Here is a 22,996-nt window from a genome sequence, read left to right as displayed (position 1 = left end):
TTAAGCGTTTTCCACTTTTCGCAAACGAATCAAAACATATCCTAATGCTAAGAAAACCATTGCTGCGCTCGCGTACATAAGCATTGGGATTTTTGCAATCACATCCTGATACATCCATCCTGCAATAAGTGCTCCAAGACCAATTCCTGCTTCAAGAGCAATATACATCGTTGCCATAGCTTTTCCGCGATGATCGGCGAAACTCATGTCAACCGTCCAGGCGTTTAAAGCCGGAGAAACAATTCCGGTAGAAACTCCGTAAAGTGCAGATCCTGCTAAAAGTCCTGTGATTGAAGTCGAGAATCCAACAATGAAAAGTGACATAATCAAAAAGAACAAACCAATTGCTATTATATGCAAACGACCGTATTTGTCAGATGCTTTTCCGGCTCCAAAACGAATCATTACCGAAGTAATTGTAAAGACCATAAAAAACAATCCTTTATTGGCGATTCCTAAATGCTGACTCCAATCCGGAATTAATGTCAAAATCACGCCATAAGCCATATAAGAAAGAAACGTTACAATAGCTGCGGGCAATACTTCTACAGCTATAATGTCATTTCTTGAAATCCTTAGAATACGCAAGCTAAAACGCTGTTTATTTTTTAAAGTTTCCTTCATGTTCATCAAAATTACGATCGACATCAAGGCAAAAACAGAAGATGCATAGAAAAGCATGTTCATCGAAGAATATATTTTAATGGTACTTCCAATCGCTGGTCCCAAAGCCATTCCTATCGAAAAACAAAGTCCATGCAATCCTAAAGCTTCTCCCCAACGCTCTCTTGGAACAATATCTGCAACATAAGCTGCCGTTGCTGTAGGTTTAAATCCTGTAGAAAATCCATGAATCAAACGCAGGAATAAAAAACCGGAAACCGTGCCTAAAACCGGATAAAGAATACCACAAACAAAACAAACAATAGATCCAACCGCCATAACAGGAACTCTACCTAAAGTATCTGTCAATCGACCGCTAAAAGGTCTTGAAATTCCAGCCGTTAACGTAAAAAGAGCAATAATTAATCCTTTATACTCAGCTCCGCCCATATTACTCAAATATTCAGGAAGTTCCGGAATCAACATATTAAAACTCGCTGAAAAGAGTAAGGAACTTAAACAAACTAATCCAAATTGCAGATTATAGATTGGGTGAATGGCTTTGATTGGGGAATTCATGAGGAATTTTTAGAAATGCAAAGATAGAGAAAACTCTAATTTCAAACTAATGGTTCAATCATAAAGCTAATTAGATAAATATTATGGCTAAATCAATTTTAAACCCTTCTCAAAACACACTAATAAAAGTCTGATATTGATTGTTTTATAACTTATTATGGTCATAATAAAAGGCAGGCACATTGTACTTTTGCGCCTTTGTAATAAAAAGGAAATTACAAAAGTAATAACCTAAATAACAAAGCATTAACTCTTATAAATATGAAAACAAAAAATACCACGCTGTACTTTTATATCCTATTTTTAATTCCATTCTTTTCGCAAGTAATTGGTCAGAATAAGGCAATCACTTTAAAAGAGAAAAACAATACTTACCTTGACTCTGTAAAAAAGACATTTGTCAAGAATACTATGTCTGCGCGTGTTGATAGCTTATGGATGAAGGAATTAACAAGTCTGGATACTTTTAATACGCTTACGGCTGATATTGAAAACGGTGCTCTTGATCAAAAAATTGATTTAGAATTACCTACTGAATTGCTTAAATCGAGATTAGCCGCTATGAATGCTAAATCGCCTTTTAATATTGAATATAATCCACAGCTTGAAACCGTTATTAAATCGTTTCTAAAATACAGAAAGAAATCATTTGGTCGATTAATGGCTGCTTCTGAATATTATTTCCCATTGTTTGAAGAAGCTTTAGCAAAAGAAAAAATTCCACTTGAGATCAAATATCTAGCCGTTGTAGAATCTGCTTTAAATCCAAAAGCGGTTTCGAATATGGGCGCAACAGGACTTTGGCAATTTATGTATAATACCGGAAAACAATATAAACTGGAAATAGATTCTTATGTTGACGAACGTCATGATCCTCTAAAATCTACAGAAGCTGCGGCAAAATACATGAATAGTATGTATAAAGCTTTTGGTGATTGGGATTTGGTTCTAGCCGCTTATAACTCTGGTCCAGGAAACGTTTCTAAAGCGATTAACCGTTCTGGCGGACAAAAAAATTACTGGAATATTAGAAAAAATTTACCAAAAGAAACACAAGGTTATATTCCTGCTTTTCTTGCTACAATGTACCTTTATGAATATCATGCTGAACATGGAATTAAACCCGAAAAAGCATTAGTAAAACATTTTGCCACAGATACCATAATGATCAAAAAGCAAATGAGTTTCAAGCAAATTTCTGACTTAATCGACATTCCAATAGCCCAATTAGAATTATTAAATCCTTCTTATAAATTGAATATTATTCCTGTTTATGACAAACAAAACCATTATCTAAGATTGCCACAGGATAAAATAGCCGTTTTTACTTCGAATGAAGAAAAAATCTATGCTTACGCTGAATATCAAGCAAATTTGCGTGAGAAACCGTCTCAGAATTCTATGATGATTGCATCTAAAACTACAAACTCAAAAAAGTCTGCAACACTTGAAAAAGGAAAATATTACGTTATTCAAAAAGGAGATACTTTGGGCAGCATCGCAAGAAAATATTCTGTAAGTGTTTCTGAACTAAAAAAAATGGAATAAAATAAATAACGAATTATTAGCATTAGGCAAAAGCTTAAAAATAACAGGAAAATAGTATTAAATAGAGGTTTTTATTAGAAATAAACCCAAGGTTAAAATGTGCCGTTAGGCACTAAATATTGGTAGAAAACAGGAATTAGAATAAATTTAGCGTGCCGTAGGTACGCAATGGTTATCATTTTGTTGCGTACCTACGGCACGCCAACGTATTTTGAATCTACAATGACTACCAATATTTAGTGCCTAACGGCACAAATTATAGACTTTCAACTCTTGATTGGTATTTGAACTACTTTTATTAACGGTTTAATCACATAATAAAAGTAGTTTTTAGCAGTTTTGAAACTCCTGAACCAACGCTATTAAATGTAAAAAATTTTCTAAAATTTGCCTTTTTATACAGCTCTTTAAAAAGATTAAAATATATTTACGTTTTGGTTAATAGAATAACGTGTCACAAATAATGAATTATCGCACCGTTAAACCAATTAATTTTAAGAAGTCAGAATGGAAAAATATAACGTATCAGTAGTGTCATCAACTTTAGAGGATAATACAATACCCAACGATAAAATAAAGAAAGTCGATTTATTACCAGATCCTGAATCTCGATTAGATTCTATGGAAATGAAAGAAAAACCTCTTATGGATTCTACTATTCCGTTTAGAGATTTAACAAATGTTGCGACTAAAAAAGAAAGCATTACCAAATTGATTGATAAACTTGATGTCGAAACTAATATTAGATATCAAAGAACTGTAGAAGATACGTATTGCAATGTTTACTCCTACGATTATTGTTATTTTTCGAAAGTATATCTACCAACAGTTTGGTGGACAGATGAATCTCTTGAAAAAGTTTTGCAAGGACAAGAAGTTGAACCCATTTTTGAGCAAACTGTCGATCGTATTTACTCCAGTGCCATACACGATTGGTTTTTGGAATGGGGAGTTAGTTTTGGCTGGCAAAGGATATTTACCGTTGATGAACTTCAAAATAAGGTAAATGCTAATGGCGGAATTGGAATTATTTGTGCAAAAAGAAAAGAAAAAGGACTTTCAGGTCATATCGTTCCCGTTGTTCCCGAAACAGACTTACATAAAGCATATCGAGAAAATGATATAGTAGTATATCCGCTACAATCACAAGCCGGAAAATTAAACTATAATTACTTTTCAGAAGTTCGTGAAGACTGGTGGAATGACGAGCTATATTCCTCTTATGTCTTATATTACCATGATTAAATAAAAACAATTGCCTTAATTGTTTAAACTTCTAAAAACTTTATTGATTTTCAATGCGTTAACTATTTGTAAATCACATAATAAAAAACTACTTTTGCAACTTGGAAAAAACAGGAATAGTAAAAGTTGTCATTCGGCTATTCATCTTCTTAAATTATTGATATAAAAGCAATTAACATCAATACTAATTTTATAACCTACTTATAAAATTATATTGATTTTATCAATCATTCAGTCGATACAAGTGCAAAATTTCTAAAACTAATATAAATTCATACAATTTTAAAAGTAAATCAAGACTTTTTTAATGGATGCAACCAATTATGCTTTATCCGTTAAAAGATTTCTTGCCTCTGATTGTTAGCAGATTAGTTTTATTTTTTTCCGAATAAAAAGCAGTGATTTTAAAAAATTAAATTAACCATAAAAAAGACAATTAGTATAAATGAAAGACAATCAGACACAAAAATATTATTGGGGAATAGGATTAGAAAACGAAACCTACATGCAATTTGAAGAATCCCTAATTGTCTCTGGTGAATTTATACAAGAAAAAATTGGCTTTGAGAAATATAGTATCGACTACAGAAAATGCTACAAACCAGAGAGTTTAACTCCTGTTTTGAAAAAAGCTTTTGACATAAACGAAAACTATACAGTAAGCAGAATGATGAACAGTCATTCGCTTGAAAAACTGGATATTAATTTTCAGCATAAAACATTATCGCCAATAAAACCATTAATGGATACTGAAACTGGCGAAGTTATTGCTCAACCAATTGAAAATCCTGATTATCTGGGACAATCTATCATGGAAGTTTTTCTTGAAGATCAGCCTTATAACATTCAAAGTATGATTACCCAAAGAAATAAAACGATGGGTTCTGTACATTTTGATGGTGATTCAATCGAATTTGTAACTAAATATTTTGAAAACAGAACAATAGCTGATTCTTGCAAAGAACTAAAAGCGACTAAAAAACTATTTCTTGATAAAATCAATGAATCTGCTGTTTTAGACGGAAAATTAAGCTTTCCGGATTATAACAATGGTCTTAATATGTTCATGACAAATCAGGAAAATCTTGTTTTGTTCAACAACGGAACGTACCACTTTCATATTACATTACCATCATTGACAGAAGATAGCCGAATTGTAGATTATAATGAGTTCAATAAAACGCATGGTAACGCAATTTATTTACTGCAATGGTTTGAACCTTTCTTTATAGCAACGCTTGGAAGCCCAGATATTATGGGAGTTATAAGTGATAAATATAGTCTGGACAAAAAATTTACTTTGGGTTCTATGAGAAACGCAATGTCACGTTACATTGGTGTTGGAACTTATAATAAAGCAATGCCAAAAGGAAAAATTCTAACTTATAAAGTGGATGATTTTAGAAAATTACTAAAATTCGAAAAAGAAGAAAACATTTGGTGGCGCGATCAGATTGAAGCTGACATGGAATATGAAATGCTTTCTGAAGTTGGTTTGGATTTTAATCAGGAAAAAATGTACCAAAGCGGATTCGAATTCAGAAGCTTTGATGAATTTCCTGCTGAATATTTAAATGATGTTCTTTTCTCTATTATTTTGATTTGCGAACATTCTTTAAATCTGCCTGATGTTCAATGGGCGCATGACAGTAAAGCCTGGAATAATTTAGTTTTCAAAACCTTAAAAATGGGTTATTCGACTGAAATTAATGACGAAGAAAAGAAAGAAGTTCTGGATTTATTACAAATATTAAATCCATCAGATTCTAATTACGACACTCTAAAATCTGAATTTGAAGCAATTGTTTTATTAGACGAGTTTTTCTTTAAAATTCTGGCTGTTTTACACGACAAGTACAAAGACAACAACGTTTGTCTGGATGCTATGTACGGACAAAAAACAAGTTCTCCGCCTAAATGGGATAACTTTAATAAATACCAAACAGAAAAACATTTGCAGCAAATTGGTGATTTCTGCGAGAACTAAAATCCGCATATAATCGTTTTCAGATATTTATAAATTACAAAAACATCCCATTAAGAAAATTTCTTTTTGGGATGTTTTTTTTAAATGAGTATAATAAATTGTTTTTACTATTTCTCTTTTTAAAAGACCGCTTCACAACATCACTTACTTTGGTATTTATTTTTTAACTTTCGTGATCTGAAAAATAAAGCAACTGCATTTTTTTTAGTGAACCTATTGATAATTTAAAAAGCTAGAGAATGGTTTTGGATTTTAAAAAATTCCCACAACTCCTAACAGACCGATTAATATTACGAAACATTGAGAATACAGATGTAGCCTTAATTCATAAACTGCGTTCAGATGAAACTGTAAATGCATTTGTGGGCAGAGATAATTCCTCTACTTTAGAAAAAGCAAAAGATTATATCCTTAAAATACAGAATTTAATACAGAAAAATGAATGCATTTATTGGGTTATCAATTTAAAAGAAAACAAAGATCTGATGGGATGTGTTTGTCTGTGGAATTTTGATCCTGAAAATGAAATTGTTGAAATTGGATACGAAATGCTGAGTGAATTTCAAGGAAAAGGGATTATGGGCGAAGCGCTTAAAAAAGTAATCGAATATGCGTTTGAAGAAATGAAAGCAAAAATAATTACGGCATTTCCATCTTCTGATAATAATAGTTCTGTTGCAATGCTAAAAAAGCTAAATTTCGAATTCGAGGAGAATAAATACAATAACACTCATGAAAAAGTAAAAAATCTGGTCACTTTTACGTTAAGAAATCCTCATACTCTAAAAGCCATCTAATAAGTAAAAAAATCAATTTGAAACTACAATTCTCTTATTACCTCAATCAGGATGTGCTTTTTCTGGCTAAAGATCTTTTAGGTAAAGTTCTTTTCACTCAAATCGACGGAGAAATAACTGCTGGCATAATCGTAGAAACCGAAGCTTATTTTGGCGTTCAGGATAAAGCATCGCATGCTTACGGTGGCCGACGCACGGATCGAACGGAAACTTTATACAATCAAGGCGGAATCTCGTATGTCTATCTTTGCTACGGAATCCATAATCTGTTTAATATTGTGAGTTCTGTCGAAGGAGAACCTCATGCCGTTTTGATTCGGGCAATTCAACCTTTAATTGGCAAAGATATTATAGAATTAAGGCGTAAAATGGCGATTACTAAAGCGGCGATTTCATCTGGTCCGGGTTCTGCTGCCAAAGCTTTAGGAATTGATCGTTCTTTTAACGGAAAAGATTTAGCCGGAGAAGAAATCTGGATCGAAGATCATGGAATTCGATATACGGATGATCAAATTGTAGCAGTTCCTCGCGTAGGTGTTGCATATGCTCAGGAAGATGCTCTTTTGCCGTGGCGTTTTTGTATAAAAGACAACAAATATGTAAGCAAACCTAACAAGTTTTAAATTATTAAAATCAACCAATAACCAATGCTAACCGATATTATTGCCAAAGATCTTAAAGTACTTTTTTGCGGAATTAATCCGGGTTTAAAATCCGCTTCAGACGGTCATCATTTTTCCGGAAGAAGTAATCGTTTCTGGAAAGTTTTGCATCAGGCTGGTTTTACACCACATCAAATCGAACCCGAAAATGACTTTATAATTCTTGAATTAGGATACGGATTAACAACTGCAGTCGCAAGACCAACAACTCGTGCAGACGAACTTTCTAAAGAGGAATTTAGGGATTCTATCCAAATATTCAAAAACAAAATAAATCAATTTCAGCCGCAATATATCGCGTTTCTGGGCAAAGCAGCGTACAAAGCTTTTTCAGGCAAAAAGCAAATTTTATGGGGCTTACAAGAAGAAGATTTCTGTGGTTCTAAAGTTTGGGTTTTACCAAATCCCAGTGGTTTGAATCGAGGATTTAGCATAGACGATCTTATTACTCATTATTCCGAATTATATTTGGTTATTGCAAATCAAGCCTAGCAAAAATCCAAATCACATCGCTGCTTTGTTGTCCTTTTTAATTATTTTAAATACATTTGAGATATGGATATAAATAATAAAAACATAATTATAAGACCAGCTGCAAACACAGATTTGCCGCAGCTTAATGAATTTCTGCAATTTCTCGTTGAAGCAGAACGCCCTTTTGATCCAACCTTAAAAGAAGGGAAAATTTTCTATTATAATATTCAGGATTTTATCTCAGACGAAAAAACAGAACTTTTGGTAATCGAAGAAAATAATGAAATTATTGGATGCGGATATGCCCAAATTCGATCTGCAAAACCTTATAAAAACTATGAGCTTTATGGATATCTTGGCTTTATGTTTGTAAAACCGGAATTTAGAGGAAGAGGCATTAATAATTTATTGATGAACGATCTTAAGAAATGGATTTTATCAAAAGGAATCTCTGAAGTCCGACTCGAAGTTTACTCTGATAATGAAGCCGCCATTCGTGCTTATGAAAAAGCAGGCTTCAAAAAAATAATGACCGAAATGCGTTACGAGATTAACTAATTACTTATATGGAGATTGAAAAAAACGAAGGAATTGCAGAAATTTTAAATAGAGAATTTGCCAAAATTAATTCAACTTTAAAAGTTTTGATTTCAGAAAACCCAAATAAAGCATCTCAGAATTCAGCAATAGTTGAAAATGGAAATAGATTTTCGCAAATAAATATTATTGAAGAGGAAAAAATTTATAGATCTGATTTTTGGAGAGATGGCGTTTATTTAGCATGCGGAAAAGCGCCAAACATTACAGAATTTGCAAAAGCCTTAGATTATTGGTTATGCCAGGATGTAACCACTAAAATGTTTTCTGAAAAATTTAAATTTATTCACACTAGTGAAAAATCTTTTGCTTTTGACGAGGGAAGAGAAATTGAATATCAATGGGAAGGTTTATTAGAAGATGATAATGATTGGGATCTTAAAGAATTTGTTAGCTTAGCAATTAACGATGAAATTTTAAGTAATCTTTTTCCATTTACAAGTCATGATACTTTATGTTTTAGCAAATGTACAGGCTACCCTTATGATTTTGAAGGTTTACCACATGTAACATCCAAAGAATTTGAAAATAACTCAGAAATTTCAAATGAAAAACAATTTGTAGTGACAATAAATAATATGGAATATCTTGGTGAAGGAAATGCTGCTACTGCTCTAAAAATTGTTAAAGCTAATTTACCAAAAGGCTTGGAACTCGCCAGAAAAGGAGTCGCAAAAGATTAAAAAAACATTTATTTCACCTTTGAAAAAGATTTAAGTTCAAGTTGATCTGTGATTTTTTTTCGAAGAGTTTCGCAGGAACAAAATATATTATAGAGATGGATTTCAATCCATCATTCTCAATCGGAACCCAATCTTGTCATTTCTAGGAACGAAACCCAATCTTGTCATTTCTAGGAACGAGAAATCACACTCGCAGATCGACAAAGATTGGTGATTTTGATTGTGGAATTTCGACTGTTATTTCTCGTTCCTCGAAATGACAAAAATGACTATTCTGTTTACTAAGAATCGATTAATTTCAAAGCTTCGGGATTAACCCATCGAAAAAGAATAAAAAAATAAAGTTTTTTTTCTTTAACAAAATCACTAACTTGTATATAATTACTACAATATATAGTATTAATCTTGTTTTTATTCTTCTATTTTTCCCATTTTTTTCCAGAACAAAATTGTACGTAGTATATCTAAAGTAATTTTTCTAACATCAAAAAAAGATTTATTATGCGAGTACCAGTCATACGAAAAAATATATTATTTTGCCCAGATTCTAAAAGAGTTGTTGCCCGATATTTTATGAATGGTGATGAACGAACCCAACAAATGGTTCTCCGCATAATGATGCTCGACGAAAAACAAGTTCTGGAAACCTTAGAACAGACACTTCGCGAGTTTGCCAGACGTCACCGAAATATTTCTGCAATATTTTTTAAACATTGCGAACGAATAAGACCTTTAATCGAAGCTTTGCAAATTGATTATGAAGCGATGTCTCTAGACAGAAAAATGCTCATAGGTTCTTATTGCACAATGGAATACGCCATAGAATCTGCAGCCATTTTTAATCCGTCTATTGTCGAAGATTTTGATCAGTCAGGACTTGAAGAAGGCGAAAAACGTGTTATCATTTCCTTTAGAGCCACGGGTGAAGGACATATTTCATCAATTGTTTTTAGACGAGGAATTCTTGACAAAAACAATAATCTGCAAGTCATGAAAATTGGTCATAATATTGATAAGGCCGAGATTAATCATAAATCGACTTTCAATAAAGAACGATTCTTGTCGAAATTGTCCGAAATGCACACGCAAGACAGATACATCACACAAATCATGCAGGAATTACCAAATGACTTCGAGTATGCTGTTCTGAAAAACCTGGTCACTGTTGCTTTAAGCGATCCTTCGATTCGCGAAGAAAGAAGAATTGCCCTAAACGAAATAATGTGGCTGGCGAAATCATTCTACGATTTAGAATTCAAACACGATTCTGATATTACGGAACGTGTTATATTTCCAATCTCTGAATCTGAAAGCCGCGGTATAGAAGATGCACGTTTTGTTCGTTTTACTGATGATGATGGTTCCACCCGAGTTATGGCAACTTACACGGCTTATAACGGTCACGCGATATTGCCTAAACTTATCTCAACCGAAGATTTCTACTCTTTTAGAGTAATGCCTTTGCATGGTATTGGTGCTCAAAATAAAAACTTAGCGTTATTTCCAAAGAAAATAAAAGGCAAATTTGCTATGCTCGCCAGAATCGATGGCGTAAATAATTACATCATGTATTCTGACAGAGTTACACAATGGAATAATCCTGTTTTACTGCAAGAACCGCGCTATACTTGGGAATTTACGCAAATAGGAAATTGTGGATCTCCACTTTGGACAGAGGAAGGCTGGCTTGTAATCACGCACGGCGTTGGTACAATGAGACGTTATTGCATTGGCGCTTCGTTATTTGATCTTGATGATCCAACAAAAGAAATTGGAAGACTTAAAGAACCATTACTTTCGCCATTAGAAGACGAACGTGAAGGTTATGTACCAAATGTTGTGTATTCTTGTGGCGCAATTATTCACAATAATAGTTTGATTTTGCCTTATGCCGTATCCGATTACTCTTCGACTTATGCCATTGTTGATATGATAGTACTTTTAGATGCATTGAAAAACAGCAAATAATATTGAATTTCCACCTTTTTGAATAGCTTCCAACTTTAGTTGGAGTTATAAAATGAAACCAAAAATTGGGCTTTAGCCAAAATGCCTATTATTTGGCTAAAGCCCAATTCATTATTAATAACTCAATCTCCAGCTAAAGCTGGAGGCAATTCAGAAAATAAGGATAAATTAAATCATATTTCAATCGTATTTCAAACATAGCCCAAGGTTTCAACCTTGGGATACGAATTGGAATTCGGATTTAAATCGTGATAATTTATTGCGTTCCTATGGTTGAAACCACGGGCTATGTTTAATTAATTTTACAATGTCATTATAACGATTTATTGCGTTCCCAAGGTTGAAACCTTGGCCTATGTTTGATTTTGAAAATGAAAACTTAATAACTTAAACTAATATTTTTCTATCTTTATATAAAAATTTAATAAAGATGACCATTCAACAGTTAAAATATATTGTAGCATTAGACGAAGAACGCCATTTTGCACGAGCTGCAGAAGTTTGTATGGTAACGCAACCCGGACTAACAATTCAGTTAAAAAATCTGGAAGAAGAAATTGGAATCAAAATTTTTGATCGAAATAAAGTGCCCTTAACTCCTACTATACTTGGAATTGAAATTATAAACCGTGCCAAAAAAATCCTTCGTGAAGCCGATGAAATTCGGGATTTTGTAGTTAATGAAAAAAATAAGCTTGAAGGAGAAGTCAAAATCGGTATTATTTCGACATTGTCACCTTATTTGATTCCGCTTTTTATTAAGGCAATGAAAAAGGCAACTCCCAAAATGCAATTCATTATAAAAGAAGCTAATACAGGTCAGCTTATGAATGATGTTATGACCGGAGCACTTGATGTAGCAATTATGGCAACTCCCACAGGGAATCCGCATTTAATAGAACATCCGGTTTTCAAAGAACCTTTTGTTGCTTATTTAAATACAATACATCCTATGGCAGCAGAATCTCATTATGAATTGCAGCCGTCAGACAGAGCCGAACTGCTTTTACTCCAAAATGAATATTGTTATAATGCACAACTTTTGGATATTTGTGACATTAAGAATCCAGGGAAAATAAAAGAACAATTCAGTTATGATATTAGTTCGATTGAAACCTTAAAAAATCTGGTAAGAGCACAATTAGGATTTGCTATAATACCGGAACTTTCGATGATTAATGAAGTTGAAACGGGACTTTTTAAACATTTCAAAGAACCTAAACCCGTTCGCGAAATCAGTCTTGTAGTTTCAGATACTTTTTCGAAAAAATTACTACTCGAAAAAATGAATGAAGCAATTTGGAATTGCCTTCCGGAATCCTTACAGCAAAATTTTGCGTATAAAAAAATCAAATGGAACGATTCTCCTTATTTTATTAAAGCAACCACGAGATAAATTTTTATCGAAAGTCATATCATTCAAATCAAGAGTTTCAAATGTGTCTTTAGGCACTAAATATTGGTAGAAAATATGAATTTGGAATAGATTTAGCGTGCCGTAGGTACGCAATACATTTCGTTTTGATGCGTACCTACGGCACGCCAAAAAAGCTCTGTTCTTATTATTACCAATGTTTTGTACCTAACGGCACAATCCAATTCTCGATTCATATTAATCATAAAAAAATCCTGTTTTCTACCAACATTATATGTTTAACAGCACATTCTTTATTTCTATAAATCATAAAAAAAGCCAAAATACTTTACAGCATTTCGGCTTTTCTATAAGTAAGATGTTTGAATTATTTTTTGCTTAAATCTTTGGCTGCACCAATGATTACGTTAGCAACTGCATCAGGTTGAGAAATGAAAACACAGTGGCTTCCTTTTACTTCAGTAACTTTAGTATTTGAACGTTTGTACATTGCACGTTGAATCGAAGGATCAATACTTTTATCTTGTGTTGCAAGAACTGCATAAGCAGGTTTATCTTTCCATGCTGCTTTTGTTACAGGTGTTCCAAATCCTTTTGCATAAAAAGCACCTTGTGATGCGTACATAAATGCAGCTAGTTCTTTACTTACATCGGCACAAAATCCTGCATGAAATTTAGCTTCATCATAATAAACAATTCCTTTATCGTTTGGAGGCAAAACACCGTTTTCTGGCGCTGGAGGTGCAGTTTGTAACCATTGTACAGTATTTTCTCCGTTATCAGGCTGAAAAGCCGCTACATAAACCAATCCAACAACTTTTGGGTGATTTCCAGCTTCTGTAATTACAGTTCCTCCCCAAGAATGTCCAACTAAAATTGTTGGTCCGTCTTGATTGTCAAGTACCACTTTTGTTGCTGCAACATCATCTTCAAGAGAACTTAAAGGATTTTGAACGATTGTTACTTTATATCCTTTTTTCGAAAGTATATCATATAAATTTCTCCATCCGGAACCATCGGCGAAAGCTCCGTGTACCAAAACTACATTTTTAACCTTTGTTGGCGCTGTTTGTGCGTTTGCATTTGTTACTACCAAAAGACTTAAAATTAATGCTGCAGACAAGAATAAACGATTCAATTGTCTTTTTAAAATTGCTGTTTTCATGTTTTTATTATTTAAGATGTGAATGATTAGGTGTATTAAAGTTATTAAATTTTATTAAAATACTGATTATAAAGACACTAGAGTTGATTTCAAAACAATTTCAGTATTAAGTAATTTTGAAATTGGACAGATTTCTTTTGCTTTTTGAGCTGTTTTTTCAAAATCATCAACTGAAATCCCAGGAACTGAACCTGTAAGTTCCAAAGTGATTAAAGTAATTGTACCATCTTCAAAAGTTACTTTTGCAACCGTATTTAAATCTTCAGGCACAAAACCTGCTTCTGATAATAAAAAGCTCAATTGCATTGTAAAACATCCTGCATGTGCTGCAGCGATCAATTCTTCAGGATTTGTCCCTACTCCTTCTGCAAAACGAGTTTTAAAAGACAGTTGTGCATTGTTTAATGTTGTACTTTGAGTAGTAATGGTTCCATTTCCTTCCATTCCTGTACCTTTCCAGTTTGCGTTTGCGTTTCTTGTAAATTTCATGACTAAAGTTTTTAATGTTATAAATTTTTGATTTTCAAATAATTGTTCTGATTTGATGAGACAAATGTATGGCGGTTATCTTCATTAATCAAATTGATAATTTTGTAGTCTTATAAATTAAATTTATAATATTGATTTCTAATTTCAATAAAAGCCTTTCTTTTATAGTATTTTGCTCAATATTGGTTCTAAAGCCTTGCGCTTTTATTTTCCAATTATTTTTAGCCAACATATGTGCCATGATTAAAATCTCTATATAAAAGGGATATTTAGACTAAAATCTTTTCTTGCAATTGTCACATTTCGCTATAATATCTTAAAGAGTATTGATATCTCGTCACAAACAAAAGAAGCAACAATTAGAACTTCCGTTAAATACAACTTCAATTAGACTTGTACTTATAAAGCATTCGTATTCAAAAATTTAGTAACTTTAGAATATAAGTTCAGATCATACTCAATTGATGAAAAGTCTACTTTACGATACAATTAATTTTTGCCGAATGCAATAAACACCTATCAATAAATGTTATCTACATAGGCATTAATACGTTTTTAATGCTTTAAAATTAATTACAGGAAGTATGAAAAAAATATTGTTTATAATTATAATAACCGGGGTTTCTCTACATGGATATGCGCAAAAAGAAGTAAATGGTAAATACAAGCCAATTCCGGCCAACAATTCTGAAATAAAAGAAAATCTACCACCAACAGAAATACCTCCAAATACAGATACGCCGCCGGTAAAAGATCCGACAGTTTTAAAAATCAATCCGGATGATCTTTATAAAAATAATAGTCTCTATAAAAAAGAAGCTAATGTTGAAGGAATTTTTTATAGAAGAAATGAATATTTAGGCGGTTATGTTACCAATACAACCGTTTCGTCAGTTCGATATCGTGATGCTGCTTTTGTAGATGGCGACAAAATCAGGGTTTATCTGAATGATAAAGTGATTGAAAAAGAAGTAAGTTTAAATGGTGAATTTCAGGGATTCAAAATAACTCTGGTAAAAGGAATCAACAAAATTGATTTTGAAGCTTTAAATGAAGGTTCTGCATCACCAAATACAGCCGAGTTTCAGGTTTATGACGAAAAAGGCGAAGTAATCAAAGCCAGTCAATGGAATGTTGGAACTGGTTATAAAGCAACTATTATATTGTATAAAGAATAATTTTATTCCGAAATCTAAAAAACAAACCCGACAAGCTTTTAAAAACTTGTCGGGTTTACTATTTAATATTCTTTAATAAGATTCTGAATAATAATAATAATAATAATTTACGGTAAATTCAAATCTTTAAATCCTGTAACTTCCGTAGAAACTTCTCCTAACCAACCTGCTTCTGCACGATTCGAATTATAAACTTTTACAAAGTCAATACCTTTTAGTTTTACAGGTTCTCCTTTTGAGTTTACAGCCCAATTGATATCAATTTGCGATTTGTCATCAGTATTAGACCAGTTATCTGCGTAACCCCAATCATATGCCGGACAAACCCAGTAACTTCCCGTTCCTGATTGATCGAATGCATTAGATTGCAAAAATGTTCCTTTAAAAGTAATCGTACTTCCTTTCCAAGATGGATAAAAAGGCTGACTGTGAAAAGGATTTTTCGAAACATAACCTGTTTTTCCCTGATTATCCGTCCAGCGAATATAATTTGGTTCACTTGGATCTTCCGGCTCTGTAGCAGGTTTGTAATATGTTATCTCGTAGTTTTTAATTGTAGTTGCTTTTTTATGCTCAGAACCCGCAATTTCGAACCATTCATCATCTGGTTTTCCATTTCCGTTAGCATCGATCGAAACCATTATAATTCCAGGTTCTGCCCAATTTGAAAAAGCATTTCCAAGTACGATAAAATCATTTCCTTCTTTATTAATAACCGTATGATCAAAACCAAAGGTTACATAACCTCCAAATCCTCCAAGAGTAATCATGCTATTATCGGTCGTGATTGCTTTTTCAGCTTTTGCTCGCATGGTTTCATCAGTATCTCCCGCAATATATTCAGGTAAACCATTGGTGAATTGTCCCGGCGCCGGAAAGAAATCGAACACATTTTTGATTCTGTTCAAATACGCTTTATCGTTTACTGTAACAGTAAATGATTTCGAGCTTTCGCCTGCTCCATTTTTAGCTTTAAATTCAATATTATAAGTTCCTGCTGTTGCAAATACATAAGATAAATCAGCGGTTGTTGACACTTCCTTGCCATTCACGATCCATTTATAGGTATTCTCTATCTCACTTCCCACTTGAGGTTTAACACTGAACCATTGCATTTTATCTGTAACAAAACCATTTGCAGGAATCGTAATTTCAATTTTCGGAGGACTCTGTACAGCATCATCATCTTTAGAACATCCCGCCAAGAACAGGACAATTGACAAGGTAAATAAAATCTTCTTCATTCTTTTTTTTAAATTTTAAAGGTTATTTATTGTTTTTGATTGTTTTCTTTAGTTTAAAGGCAAAATGAGCCGGTATATCTCCTGTAATTACAGTAAACTTGGTTTCTCCGTTTTTATCGATGCAATACAGTTTTCCTGGCGAAACATAATCACCGGCATCTGTTACGTAAACATTTAGCGAAAAAGGATCAACCGCAAGTCCGTAAGGCGTTTTAATTTGATCACTAACTGCTTTTGGTAAAAAACTTCCTTCAAGTAAAGTCTCATTTTTTACGTCGATCATAGAATAATTTATTTTCCATTTGAAAGTGACATAACTAAATTCTGATCCAATTATGTAACCTTTATCGCCAACGATAGAAAGATTAGCACAAGCAATATCAAAGGTTTTCTTTACTTTATCTGTTTTTGTATCGATTACAAAAAGTTTTGAAGGAATATTGTAATAATCACCACGAGAACTTACATAAATATCTCCGTCAGCATCTGCTTCCAGTCTGTGAAGGTTAATTGCAACATCAATATCTTTGATTTTTGTAAAGGTTTTTAAGTCAATTACAGAAACTGTTCTTTCATAATTTGGCGGACTATATCCGCCGGAATTTGCGATGTATAATTTGTCACCAACAATCGCCATTTCCTCAGGCTGACGTCCTACTTTTACCGTTCTTGTAATCTTAAGTGATGTCGTATCGATTTCGGCAACAAAACCATTTGGCGAATTTTCTCCCAATTGTACTTCGCCATCGTAAGCACTTGCGTAGGCTTTTCCGTTTGCAAAAGTTACATAACGGCAGTTTTTTACATCAATAACTTTAATACGTTTAGTTGTTGCAGCATCCATAACTTCGATCTTATTTGAGTTATTGATCACAGCATAAACTTTTGATCCGTAAATACCAATATCATTTCCCACATCTCCCAAGCCTAAAGTCGCTTCCGGATTTGCCTGACCATAAACATTTCGTCTGTAAGTCCCGGACTGATAGTCATAATAGTCTAATGACGATTTGTTCATATTCATATTTCCTTCGTTAAGGAGATAAAATCCGTCGACGCTTGTAACCGTTTCCGGAGGCAAAACAACTACCTCTTCTGGGATAATAGGATCATCTTGCTGACACGCTTGAAAACTCATCGCTATTAAAACCAATAGAATCAAAAACTTGAAGTTTGTTTTCATAATAGAAAATTTAATTATTAGTATCTTTTACATTAAAAATTTACTGACATACTCAGGCGATAATTTCTCCCTGGCATCGGAAAATTTAAAACCACATCATAATATTGATTGAATATATTGTTGACCTCCGCTCCTACTTTTGTTGGAAGTTTCAGGAATTTTCCATCCCAAATCAAAGCCATATCGCTGGTATACCAAGGTTTTACATAATTTACAGGAATATTGGCTTTCTGACTGTATCGTTCTCCGGTATAAATAAAGCTGTAGTTCAACTGCCAGTTTTTCCAGCTTATAGACGAAGTTGCTGTTCCGCTGTTCATTGGCGTGTACGGAATCTGATCTCCGTAAGTTGTGCCTTTTGGCGTAACATCAATTGCTTTTTGATACGTATAACTCAAGCCCAAATCCAGAAATATTTCTTCCGGAAAACGGAATACAAAATTGGTATTCAATTCAAAACCTGTGATATCAACTTCCCCAAGATTCATCATCGTCCATCGAAATAAATTGGCAGATGGCATCGCAACAATTTTGTCTTTTACGTGATTATAATATACATCTGCCTGAAAGGAAGCCGATTGCAGAAACTTTTTCGGCTCAATAATATAAGTGGAACCAAAATCATATTGCGTAGTAAATTCAGGTTTTAAAGAGCTGTTTCCGATAAAAGTATAATACAAATCATTGAAAGTTGGCATTCTGAAAGATTCTTTATAAAATGCTCTAACCCTGAATTTTTTAGTATCAAAAGGTTGATAAGAAGCGGATACAACCGGACAAAAAACGTGCTGACTATCTCCTTGCTGATAATATTTAACCTGTTCGTCGACATATGCGCCTAACAAATTTGCCTGAATATCAAGTCTTGACCAATGCATTTCTGTAGATAATGCGCCCAAATAAGAATATCTGGTTGGATATGGAAATCGGTATAAATTAGCAGTAAGTGTATTGATCGAAAAATCTGTTGCCAAAGAAACTTTCCACCATTCCTTGATCGTATATTGATTTACAACAGAAGCATAAAATTCATTTTGATAATATTTATTATCCAGCGCGCCTTGCAATGTTTTATAATCAGGATCAATGTACCGATTATAATCTCTGCTGAATTTTATATTGGCAAGCAGTTCGTAATTCTTCGAAAATGAATTTTGAAAAGAACCATGAACAAAGAAATTTCTGTCCCATTGCCGCTGTACATATTCATATTTATTGGCTAAAATCGCTCCCGGAAGTCCACGTTCAGAATCATAATAATAAGCTTTTAATGTAGCCTGACCCGTAGTTCCAACTTTTGCCTGTAATGCCAATTCACTTCTTAAAGCCGTGATATCGCCATTTTGCCTGACAGCCGTTGTATCATAACCATTCGTCTTTTGGTATCTGTACTTATATTTTCCATCGGCTTTAAGCCATTCTGTACTTGCTGTAAGAGAGAAATTAGACGATAATTTTTGTTGATATAGAAAAGAAGGATTAAAAAGTCCAAACGAACCCGTTTTTACGCCAACTCTTATTTTTGTGGTTTTTCCAGAAGAGAAATCAGGAATTTTTGTTTTTAAGAAAAGCGTATTCGAAGAGAAAAAACCTCGTGCAGGCTGAAAAATAGTAGATTTTTGTCCATTATACAATTCAATGGCTTCGATATTATCCAGTGAATATTTTCCGAGATCTACTTGTCCGTTTTGCGCATTTCCAACACTCATTCCGTCATAAAAAACTGCTGTATGAGCACTTCCTAAACTTCTGACATTTATAGTTTTTAAACCGCCAATTCCGCCATAATCTTTTAGTTGCACACCCGAAAAATAACGCACAGCATCTGCAACAGAAAGACTATTTAGTTTTTCAAGCTGTTTTCCTGACAATATTTGGACAGGCATAGGAGATTCTACCTTAAATTCACGCTTGCTTGTGGTTACAATAACCTCATTCAATTGATGTTTCTTTAAAGAATCTGACTCCTTATTATTTTTCAGAGGATTATCTTGTCCATACATCGGATTCAAAAATAAAATCCATGCAAATACAAACAATCCACTATGTATTAGACGCAAACGCCTATGTTCACATAAGTGCATAAAAAATACTCTATTTAACTAAATAGTTGTTAACGGTAAAATCGAAATCAAATGTTAGTTTGATATTTGTGTTTGTCTCAAAACTCTGGTCCACGAGAGTTTGAAATTATAAGCATTGGCAGGTCTCCTGACTTATTCCCATTTTGATCAGCCTTCCCACATTTAGAAAAAATGCAGTGGCAAAAGATTCGATTTCAAAGGCTTAAAAAGCGATTGAATCAGTCAAAATGTTGCATGGAATTTACAGTAACGGGCTTGTTCAGGATTTGCACCTGATTCCCTCTTCGTCAGCTAAACTCGAAAAGAATAGCTAAACCATTGCGAGCGCAAAGATACATAAACACATCAGTTAATATCTAATTTCTTAAAAAAAACAGAAAATAGAAGTCTATACATCTAAAAGTTAATGCTTTAAAAATAAAACTAGATTATTAGAAGTAATTAATTAAACACATATTATAGTGACCAAATTTCTTGTAAAGACATAAAATCGCAAAGATTTTGTCATTTCGAGGAACGAGAAATCTCCACAAGTAACTCCGTAATCAAAGTCACCAATCTTTGTCGAGCTACTTGTGGAGATTTCTCGTTCCTCGAAATGACAAACTAGACGAGAATACTATTATGAAAATGATTGTCCTAGCCCCGATAGAAGTGAAAATCCTTTTGTGGCGGTCCCGAGGCTTCGGGAGCCACAAAAGATTGAAACGGATAGCGGGATTAGCTCCTAAAAAATAATTTTATCATAGAAATCAAAATGACCAAAACTTTGCGTCTTTGCGAGATTAATCTTCGAATCAAATTTAATTCATTTATAGTGATCCAAATAAAGAATAAATACTTAATTTTAAATCAACTAACCAAATAAAAATCAATATTTTATCAAACTGACTTACTTTATTTTAAGATGTTTTTCGGTAATTAAGAATTGCAGCCAAATTCAATACAATTGCAAAACCTATTATAATCAGAATATGTTTTGAAATATCCCTAAAACCGCTTCCTTTGATGATTACCATTCGCATAACATCAATAAAATAACTTATGGGATTAAATTTCGAAACCGTTTTTGCCCAATCCGGCATGCTATCAATTGGCGTAAATAAACCGCCCATTAAAACAAATATCATGACAAAGAAAAACATAATAAGCATCGCTTGTTGCTGCGTTTCGCAAATGGTTGAAATCAGTAAACCAAAACCCAAAATCGCCAATAAATAAACGCATACAAAAGCGTATAAAACCAATAGATTTCCTAACGGAATTATTCCATAAAACAGCCATCCAACCAATAATCCTAAGGTAAATACAACATTGCCCAGAATCCAAAACGGAATCAGTTTTCCTAATATAAAGTGATATTTTTTGACGGGCGAAACATTGATTTGTTCGATTGTTCCGGCTTCTTTTTCTTTTACAATATTTAATGCCGACAAAAATCCTCCAACAAGCGTTACCAAAATCGCCAATATTCCCGGAACCATATACAATCTGTAATTCAAATGCGGATTGTACCAATTTGACGACGCAATTTCTATTTGAGGAATTGGATTAAAACTTCCTTTTGGGTTATTTTTTAGGCTTAGATTACTATTATAATCTCTTATAATGTCGGCAATATATCCCGCGCCTAATCCCGCTTTTGTTCCGTTTATGGCATTTACGCCAATAAAAAGCTGTTGATGATTTTCGCGTATCAAATCTTGTTCAAATCCATGTGGAATTTCCAGAATTAAATCGGCGCGATCTTCTTCGACCTGAGTAAAAGCTTGTTTATAAGAATCGTTGTAACTGCGAAGTTTAAAATATCCTGACGCAACAACTTTATTGGTCAAATCTCTCGAATAATCAGATCGATCATTGTCTACAACTGCCAGATTGATGTTTTTGATTTCATAATTCGCAGCAAGCGGTAAAATAATAAGCTGCATAACCGGCATTACCATTATAACGGCCAATATTGCGCGATTACGAAATATTTGTTTAAATTCTTTGACAAGCAAAAATTTTATAATTCTCATTACAAACGTATTTTAAAGCTTTTAAGGCTAATTATCAATAAGAAAACCGTGATTCCAAATAGAATCAGCGTCTCTTTCCATACAAATGAAAACCCTAATCCTTTGATTATAATACCTTTTACGATAATATAATACCATTTTGAAGGCACTATATTGGAAAACCATTGCAAAGGGACTGGCATATTTTCTATTGGAAACATAAATCCGCTGAAAAGCAACGTTGGTAAAAGCATTCCTAGTAACGAAATCAACATTGCGGTTTGCTGTGAATCTGTTTTCACCGAAATAAATATTCCAAGCGTTAAACAAGTGATAATAAACAAAGTACTTTCGGCAAAAAGCAAGAAAATATTCCCCGCAATAGGAAGATCGAGTACAAAAACACTCAATAATAAAATAGAAATCACATTTATCATTGAAAGCAAAAGATACGGAACTGCTTTTGAGAGTATTACCATAAGAGGTTTAAAGGGCGAAACCAAAAGAATTTCCATCGTTCCTGTTTCTTTTTCTTTCACGATCGAAATTGCCGTCATCATCACGCAAACAAGCATCAAAACCAAAGCCATAACACCGGGAACAAAATTTGGAGCGCCTTTTAACTGCGGATTATACAACATTTTTACTTCGGGCTTGATTTGATAAGGAACCGGCACATTCTCGTTCATTTGTGCCTGATAATCGCTTATTATCGATGATACATAATTGGTTAATGTTGTCGCATTATTTGGATCTGAAGCATCTGCAATAACCTGAATCTGGGCTTTATTCTGATGTAATAATTGATTGTTGAATCCTTCCGGAAATATAATGGCCATTTTGATTTCTCCGGTTCTAAAAGCAGCTTCAAGTTCTTTGCTTCCAGCAAGACTTTTGGTGATTTCAAAATAACGACTTGCTTCTATTTTAGTTATGATTTCCTGCGAAGCCATATCTTTAGCATAATCTACCACAACAATTTGCGAATTTTTCACTTCGTTTGTCAATGCAAAACCAAAAATCAGGATTTGCACTATTGGCATCCCAAAAAGAATGAATAATGTTTTTTTGTCGCGCAGTACGTGCAAAAACTCTTTCCTTACAAATGTCAAAAACTGTTTCATATTCTTAGTTA

General features: G+C 33.4%; 19 protein-coding genes and 1 riboswitch. Of the genes, 11 read left to right on the top strand and 8 right to left on the bottom strand.

Translation table 11 applies throughout. The annotated features are described in order from the left end of the window. A complete protein-coding gene (locus tag CLU81_RS23300) occupies positions 1 to 1,182 on the bottom strand; it encodes an MFS transporter (RefSeq protein WP_099712012.1) in 1,182 nt (393 codons plus the stop codon). Positions 1,183 to 1,443: 261 nt separating this feature from the next. Here CLU81_RS23300 and CLU81_RS23295 point away from each other — a divergent pair, with 261 nt between their 5' ends. The 10 genes from CLU81_RS23295 to CLU81_RS23250 all read left to right on the top strand — a co-directional run bounded on the left by CLU81_RS23295 (position 1,444) and on the right by CLU81_RS23250 (position 12,539). Beyond that, on the top strand, positions 1,444 to 2,730 hold the full coding sequence (locus CLU81_RS23295; protein WP_369804805.1) for a transglycosylase SLT domain-containing protein: 1,287 nt from the start codon (positions 1,444 to 1,446) through the stop codon (positions 2,728 to 2,730). 507 nt (positions 2,731 to 3,237) lie between these two features. Further along, complete coding sequence (locus CLU81_RS23290; RefSeq protein ID WP_099712011.1) at positions 3,238 to 3,975, top strand: hypothetical protein; 738 nt, start codon at positions 3,238 to 3,240, stop codon at positions 3,973 to 3,975. Positions 3,976 to 4,420: 445 nt separating this feature from the next. Then, positions 4,421 to 5,962, top strand: a complete 1,542-nt coding sequence (locus CLU81_RS23285; RefSeq protein WP_099712010.1) for a hypothetical protein — start codon at positions 4,421 to 4,423, stop codon at positions 5,960 to 5,962. 239 nt (positions 5,963 to 6,201) lie between these two features. After that, positions 6,202 to 6,759 (top strand): GNAT family N-acetyltransferase, encoded by a 558-nt coding sequence (locus CLU81_RS23280; protein ID WP_099712009.1) that lies wholly within the window; start codon positions 6,202 to 6,204, stop codon positions 6,757 to 6,759. Between the two features lie 17 nt (positions 6,760 to 6,776). After that, positions 6,777 to 7,382 carry a DNA-3-methyladenine glycosylase gene (locus CLU81_RS23275; RefSeq protein ID WP_099712008.1) on the top strand — a complete coding sequence of 202 codons (606 nt, stop codon included), beginning with the start codon at positions 6,777 to 6,779 and terminating at the stop codon, positions 7,380 to 7,382. Between the two features lie 24 nt (positions 7,383 to 7,406). Then, positions 7,407 to 7,913: a G/U mismatch-specific DNA glycosylase gene (mug, locus tag CLU81_RS23270; RefSeq protein ID WP_099712007.1), complete on the top strand. Its 507-nt coding sequence runs from the start codon at positions 7,407 to 7,409 to the stop codon at positions 7,911 to 7,913. A 63-nt stretch (positions 7,914 to 7,976) separates the two neighbouring features. Continuing rightward, entirely contained in the window at positions 7,977 to 8,453 is a 477-nt protein-coding gene (locus CLU81_RS23265) for a GNAT family N-acetyltransferase (protein ID WP_099712006.1), read from the top strand. Positions 8,454 to 8,539: 86 nt separating this feature from the next. Beyond that, positions 8,540 to 9,175 (top strand): DUF6193 family natural product biosynthesis protein, encoded by a 636-nt coding sequence (locus CLU81_RS23260; RefSeq protein ID WP_144444545.1) that lies wholly within the window; start codon positions 8,540 to 8,542, stop codon positions 9,173 to 9,175. A 501-nt stretch (positions 9,176 to 9,676) separates the two neighbouring features. Further along, on the top strand, positions 9,677 to 11,143 hold the full coding sequence (locus CLU81_RS23255) for a glycoside hydrolase family 130 protein (RefSeq protein WP_099712004.1): 1,467 nt from the start codon (positions 9,677 to 9,679) through the stop codon (positions 11,141 to 11,143). 430 nt (positions 11,144 to 11,573) lie between these two features. Next, the gene (locus tag CLU81_RS23250) at positions 11,574 to 12,539 is read left to right on the top strand and encodes a hydrogen peroxide-inducible genes activator (protein ID WP_099712003.1); all 966 of its coding nucleotides are present in this window, start codon (positions 11,574 to 11,576) and stop codon (positions 12,537 to 12,539) included. 346 nt (positions 12,540 to 12,885) lie between these two features. Here CLU81_RS23250 and CLU81_RS23245 read toward each other — a convergent pair whose 3' ends face one another. Then, entirely contained in the window at positions 12,886 to 13,683 is a 798-nt protein-coding gene (locus CLU81_RS23245) for an alpha/beta hydrolase (RefSeq protein ID WP_099712002.1), read from the bottom strand. A 66-nt stretch (positions 13,684 to 13,749) separates the two neighbouring features. Further along, positions 13,750 to 14,172, bottom strand: coding sequence for an OsmC family protein (locus CLU81_RS23240; protein ID WP_099712001.1), 423 nt, complete (start codon positions 14,170 to 14,172; stop codon positions 13,750 to 13,752). 584 nt (positions 14,173 to 14,756) lie between these two features. Between CLU81_RS23240 and CLU81_RS23235 the strand changes: the two genes are divergently transcribed. Further along, the gene (locus CLU81_RS23235) at positions 14,757 to 15,350 is read left to right on the top strand and encodes a hypothetical protein (protein WP_099712000.1); all 594 of its coding nucleotides are present in this window, start codon (positions 14,757 to 14,759) and stop codon (positions 15,348 to 15,350) included. A 107-nt stretch (positions 15,351 to 15,457) separates the two neighbouring features. Here CLU81_RS23235 and CLU81_RS23230 read toward each other — a convergent pair whose 3' ends face one another. The 5 genes from CLU81_RS23230 to CLU81_RS23210 form a co-directional block, all read right to left on the bottom strand. Further along, the gene (locus CLU81_RS23230) at positions 15,458 to 16,594 is read right to left on the bottom strand and encodes a PKD-like domain-containing protein (RefSeq protein ID WP_099711999.1); all 1,137 of its coding nucleotides are present in this window, start codon (positions 16,592 to 16,594) and stop codon (positions 15,458 to 15,460) included. Between the two features lie 22 nt (positions 16,595 to 16,616). After that, positions 16,617 to 17,777, bottom strand: a complete 1,161-nt coding sequence (locus CLU81_RS23225) for a YncE family protein (RefSeq protein ID WP_099711998.1) — start codon at positions 17,775 to 17,777, stop codon at positions 16,617 to 16,619. Between the two features lie 32 nt (positions 17,778 to 17,809). Further along, positions 17,810 to 19,816 carry a TonB-dependent siderophore receptor gene (locus CLU81_RS23220; RefSeq protein WP_233209755.1) on the bottom strand — a complete coding sequence of 669 codons (2,007 nt, stop codon included), beginning with the start codon at positions 19,814 to 19,816 and terminating at the stop codon, positions 17,810 to 17,812. A 144-nt stretch (positions 19,817 to 19,960) separates the two neighbouring features. Then, positions 19,961 to 20,196: riboswitch (cobalamin riboswitch) on the bottom strand. Positions 20,197 to 20,763: 567 nt separating this feature from the next. Beyond that, complete coding sequence (locus CLU81_RS23215; protein WP_099711996.1) at positions 20,764 to 21,882, bottom strand: ABC transporter permease; 1,119 nt, start codon at positions 21,880 to 21,882, stop codon at positions 20,764 to 20,766. Further along, positions 21,882 to 22,985 carry an ABC transporter permease gene (locus tag CLU81_RS23210; RefSeq protein WP_099711995.1) on the bottom strand — a complete coding sequence of 368 codons (1,104 nt, stop codon included), beginning with the start codon at positions 22,983 to 22,985 and terminating at the stop codon, positions 21,882 to 21,884. The genes CLU81_RS23215 and CLU81_RS23210 overlap by 1 nt, the downstream gene beginning before the upstream one ends. Positions 22,986 to 22,996: the final 11 nt, after the last annotated feature.

The sequence above is a fragment of the Flavobacterium sp. 9 genome (assembly GCF_002754195.1).
Taxonomy (GTDB): Bacteria; Bacteroidota; Bacteroidia; order Flavobacteriales; family Flavobacteriaceae; genus Flavobacterium.
The sequence above is the reverse complement of the archived record's forward strand: the minus strand, read 5'-3'. Positions and strand labels throughout refer to the sequence as shown.

Coding starts and splice junctions, on each gene's coding strand:
- CLU81_RS23250 (WP_099712003.1), top strand. CDS start 11,574: ATGACCATTCAACAGTTAAAATATATTGTAGCATTAGACGAAGAACGC.
- CLU81_RS23245 (WP_099712002.1), bottom strand. CDS start 13,683: ATGAAAACAGCAATTTTAAAAAGACAATTGAATCGTTTATTCTTGTCT.
- CLU81_RS23255 (WP_099712004.1), top strand. CDS start 9,677: ATGCGAGTACCAGTCATACGAAAAAATATATTATTTTGCCCAGATTCT.
- CLU81_RS23240 (WP_099712001.1), bottom strand. CDS start 14,172: ATGAAATTTACAAGAAACGCAAACGCAAACTGGAAAGGTACAGGAATG.
- CLU81_RS23300 (WP_099712012.1), bottom strand. CDS start 1,182: ATGAATTCCCCAATCAAAGCCATTCACCCAATCTATAATCTGCAATTT.
- CLU81_RS23290 (WP_099712011.1), top strand. CDS start 3,238: ATGGAAAAATATAACGTATCAGTAGTGTCATCAACTTTAGAGGATAAT.
- CLU81_RS23210 (WP_099711995.1), bottom strand. CDS start 22,985: ATGAAACAGTTTTTGACATTTGTAAGGAAAGAGTTTTTGCACGTACTG.
- CLU81_RS23265 (WP_099712006.1), top strand. CDS start 7,977: ATGGATATAAATAATAAAAACATAATTATAAGACCAGCTGCAAACACA.
- CLU81_RS23235 (WP_099712000.1), top strand. CDS start 14,757: ATGAAAAAAATATTGTTTATAATTATAATAACCGGGGTTTCTCTACAT.
- CLU81_RS23215 (WP_099711996.1), bottom strand. CDS start 21,882: ATGAGAATTATAAAATTTTTGCTTGTCAAAGAATTTAAACAAATATTT.
- CLU81_RS23285 (WP_099712010.1), top strand. CDS start 4,421: ATGAAAGACAATCAGACACAAAAATATTATTGGGGAATAGGATTAGAA.
- CLU81_RS23225 (WP_099711998.1), bottom strand. CDS start 17,777: ATGAAAACAAACTTCAAGTTTTTGATTCTATTGGTTTTAATAGCGATG.
- CLU81_RS23295 (WP_369804805.1), top strand. CDS start 1,444: ATGAAAACAAAAAATACCACGCTGTACTTTTATATCCTATTTTTAATT.
- CLU81_RS23230 (WP_099711999.1), bottom strand. CDS start 16,594: ATGAAGAAGATTTTATTTACCTTGTCAATTGTCCTGTTCTTGGCGGGA.
- CLU81_RS23280 (WP_099712009.1), top strand. CDS start 6,202: ATGGTTTTGGATTTTAAAAAATTCCCACAACTCCTAACAGACCGATTA.
- mug (WP_099712007.1), top strand. CDS start 7,407: ATGCTAACCGATATTATTGCCAAAGATCTTAAAGTACTTTTTTGCGGA.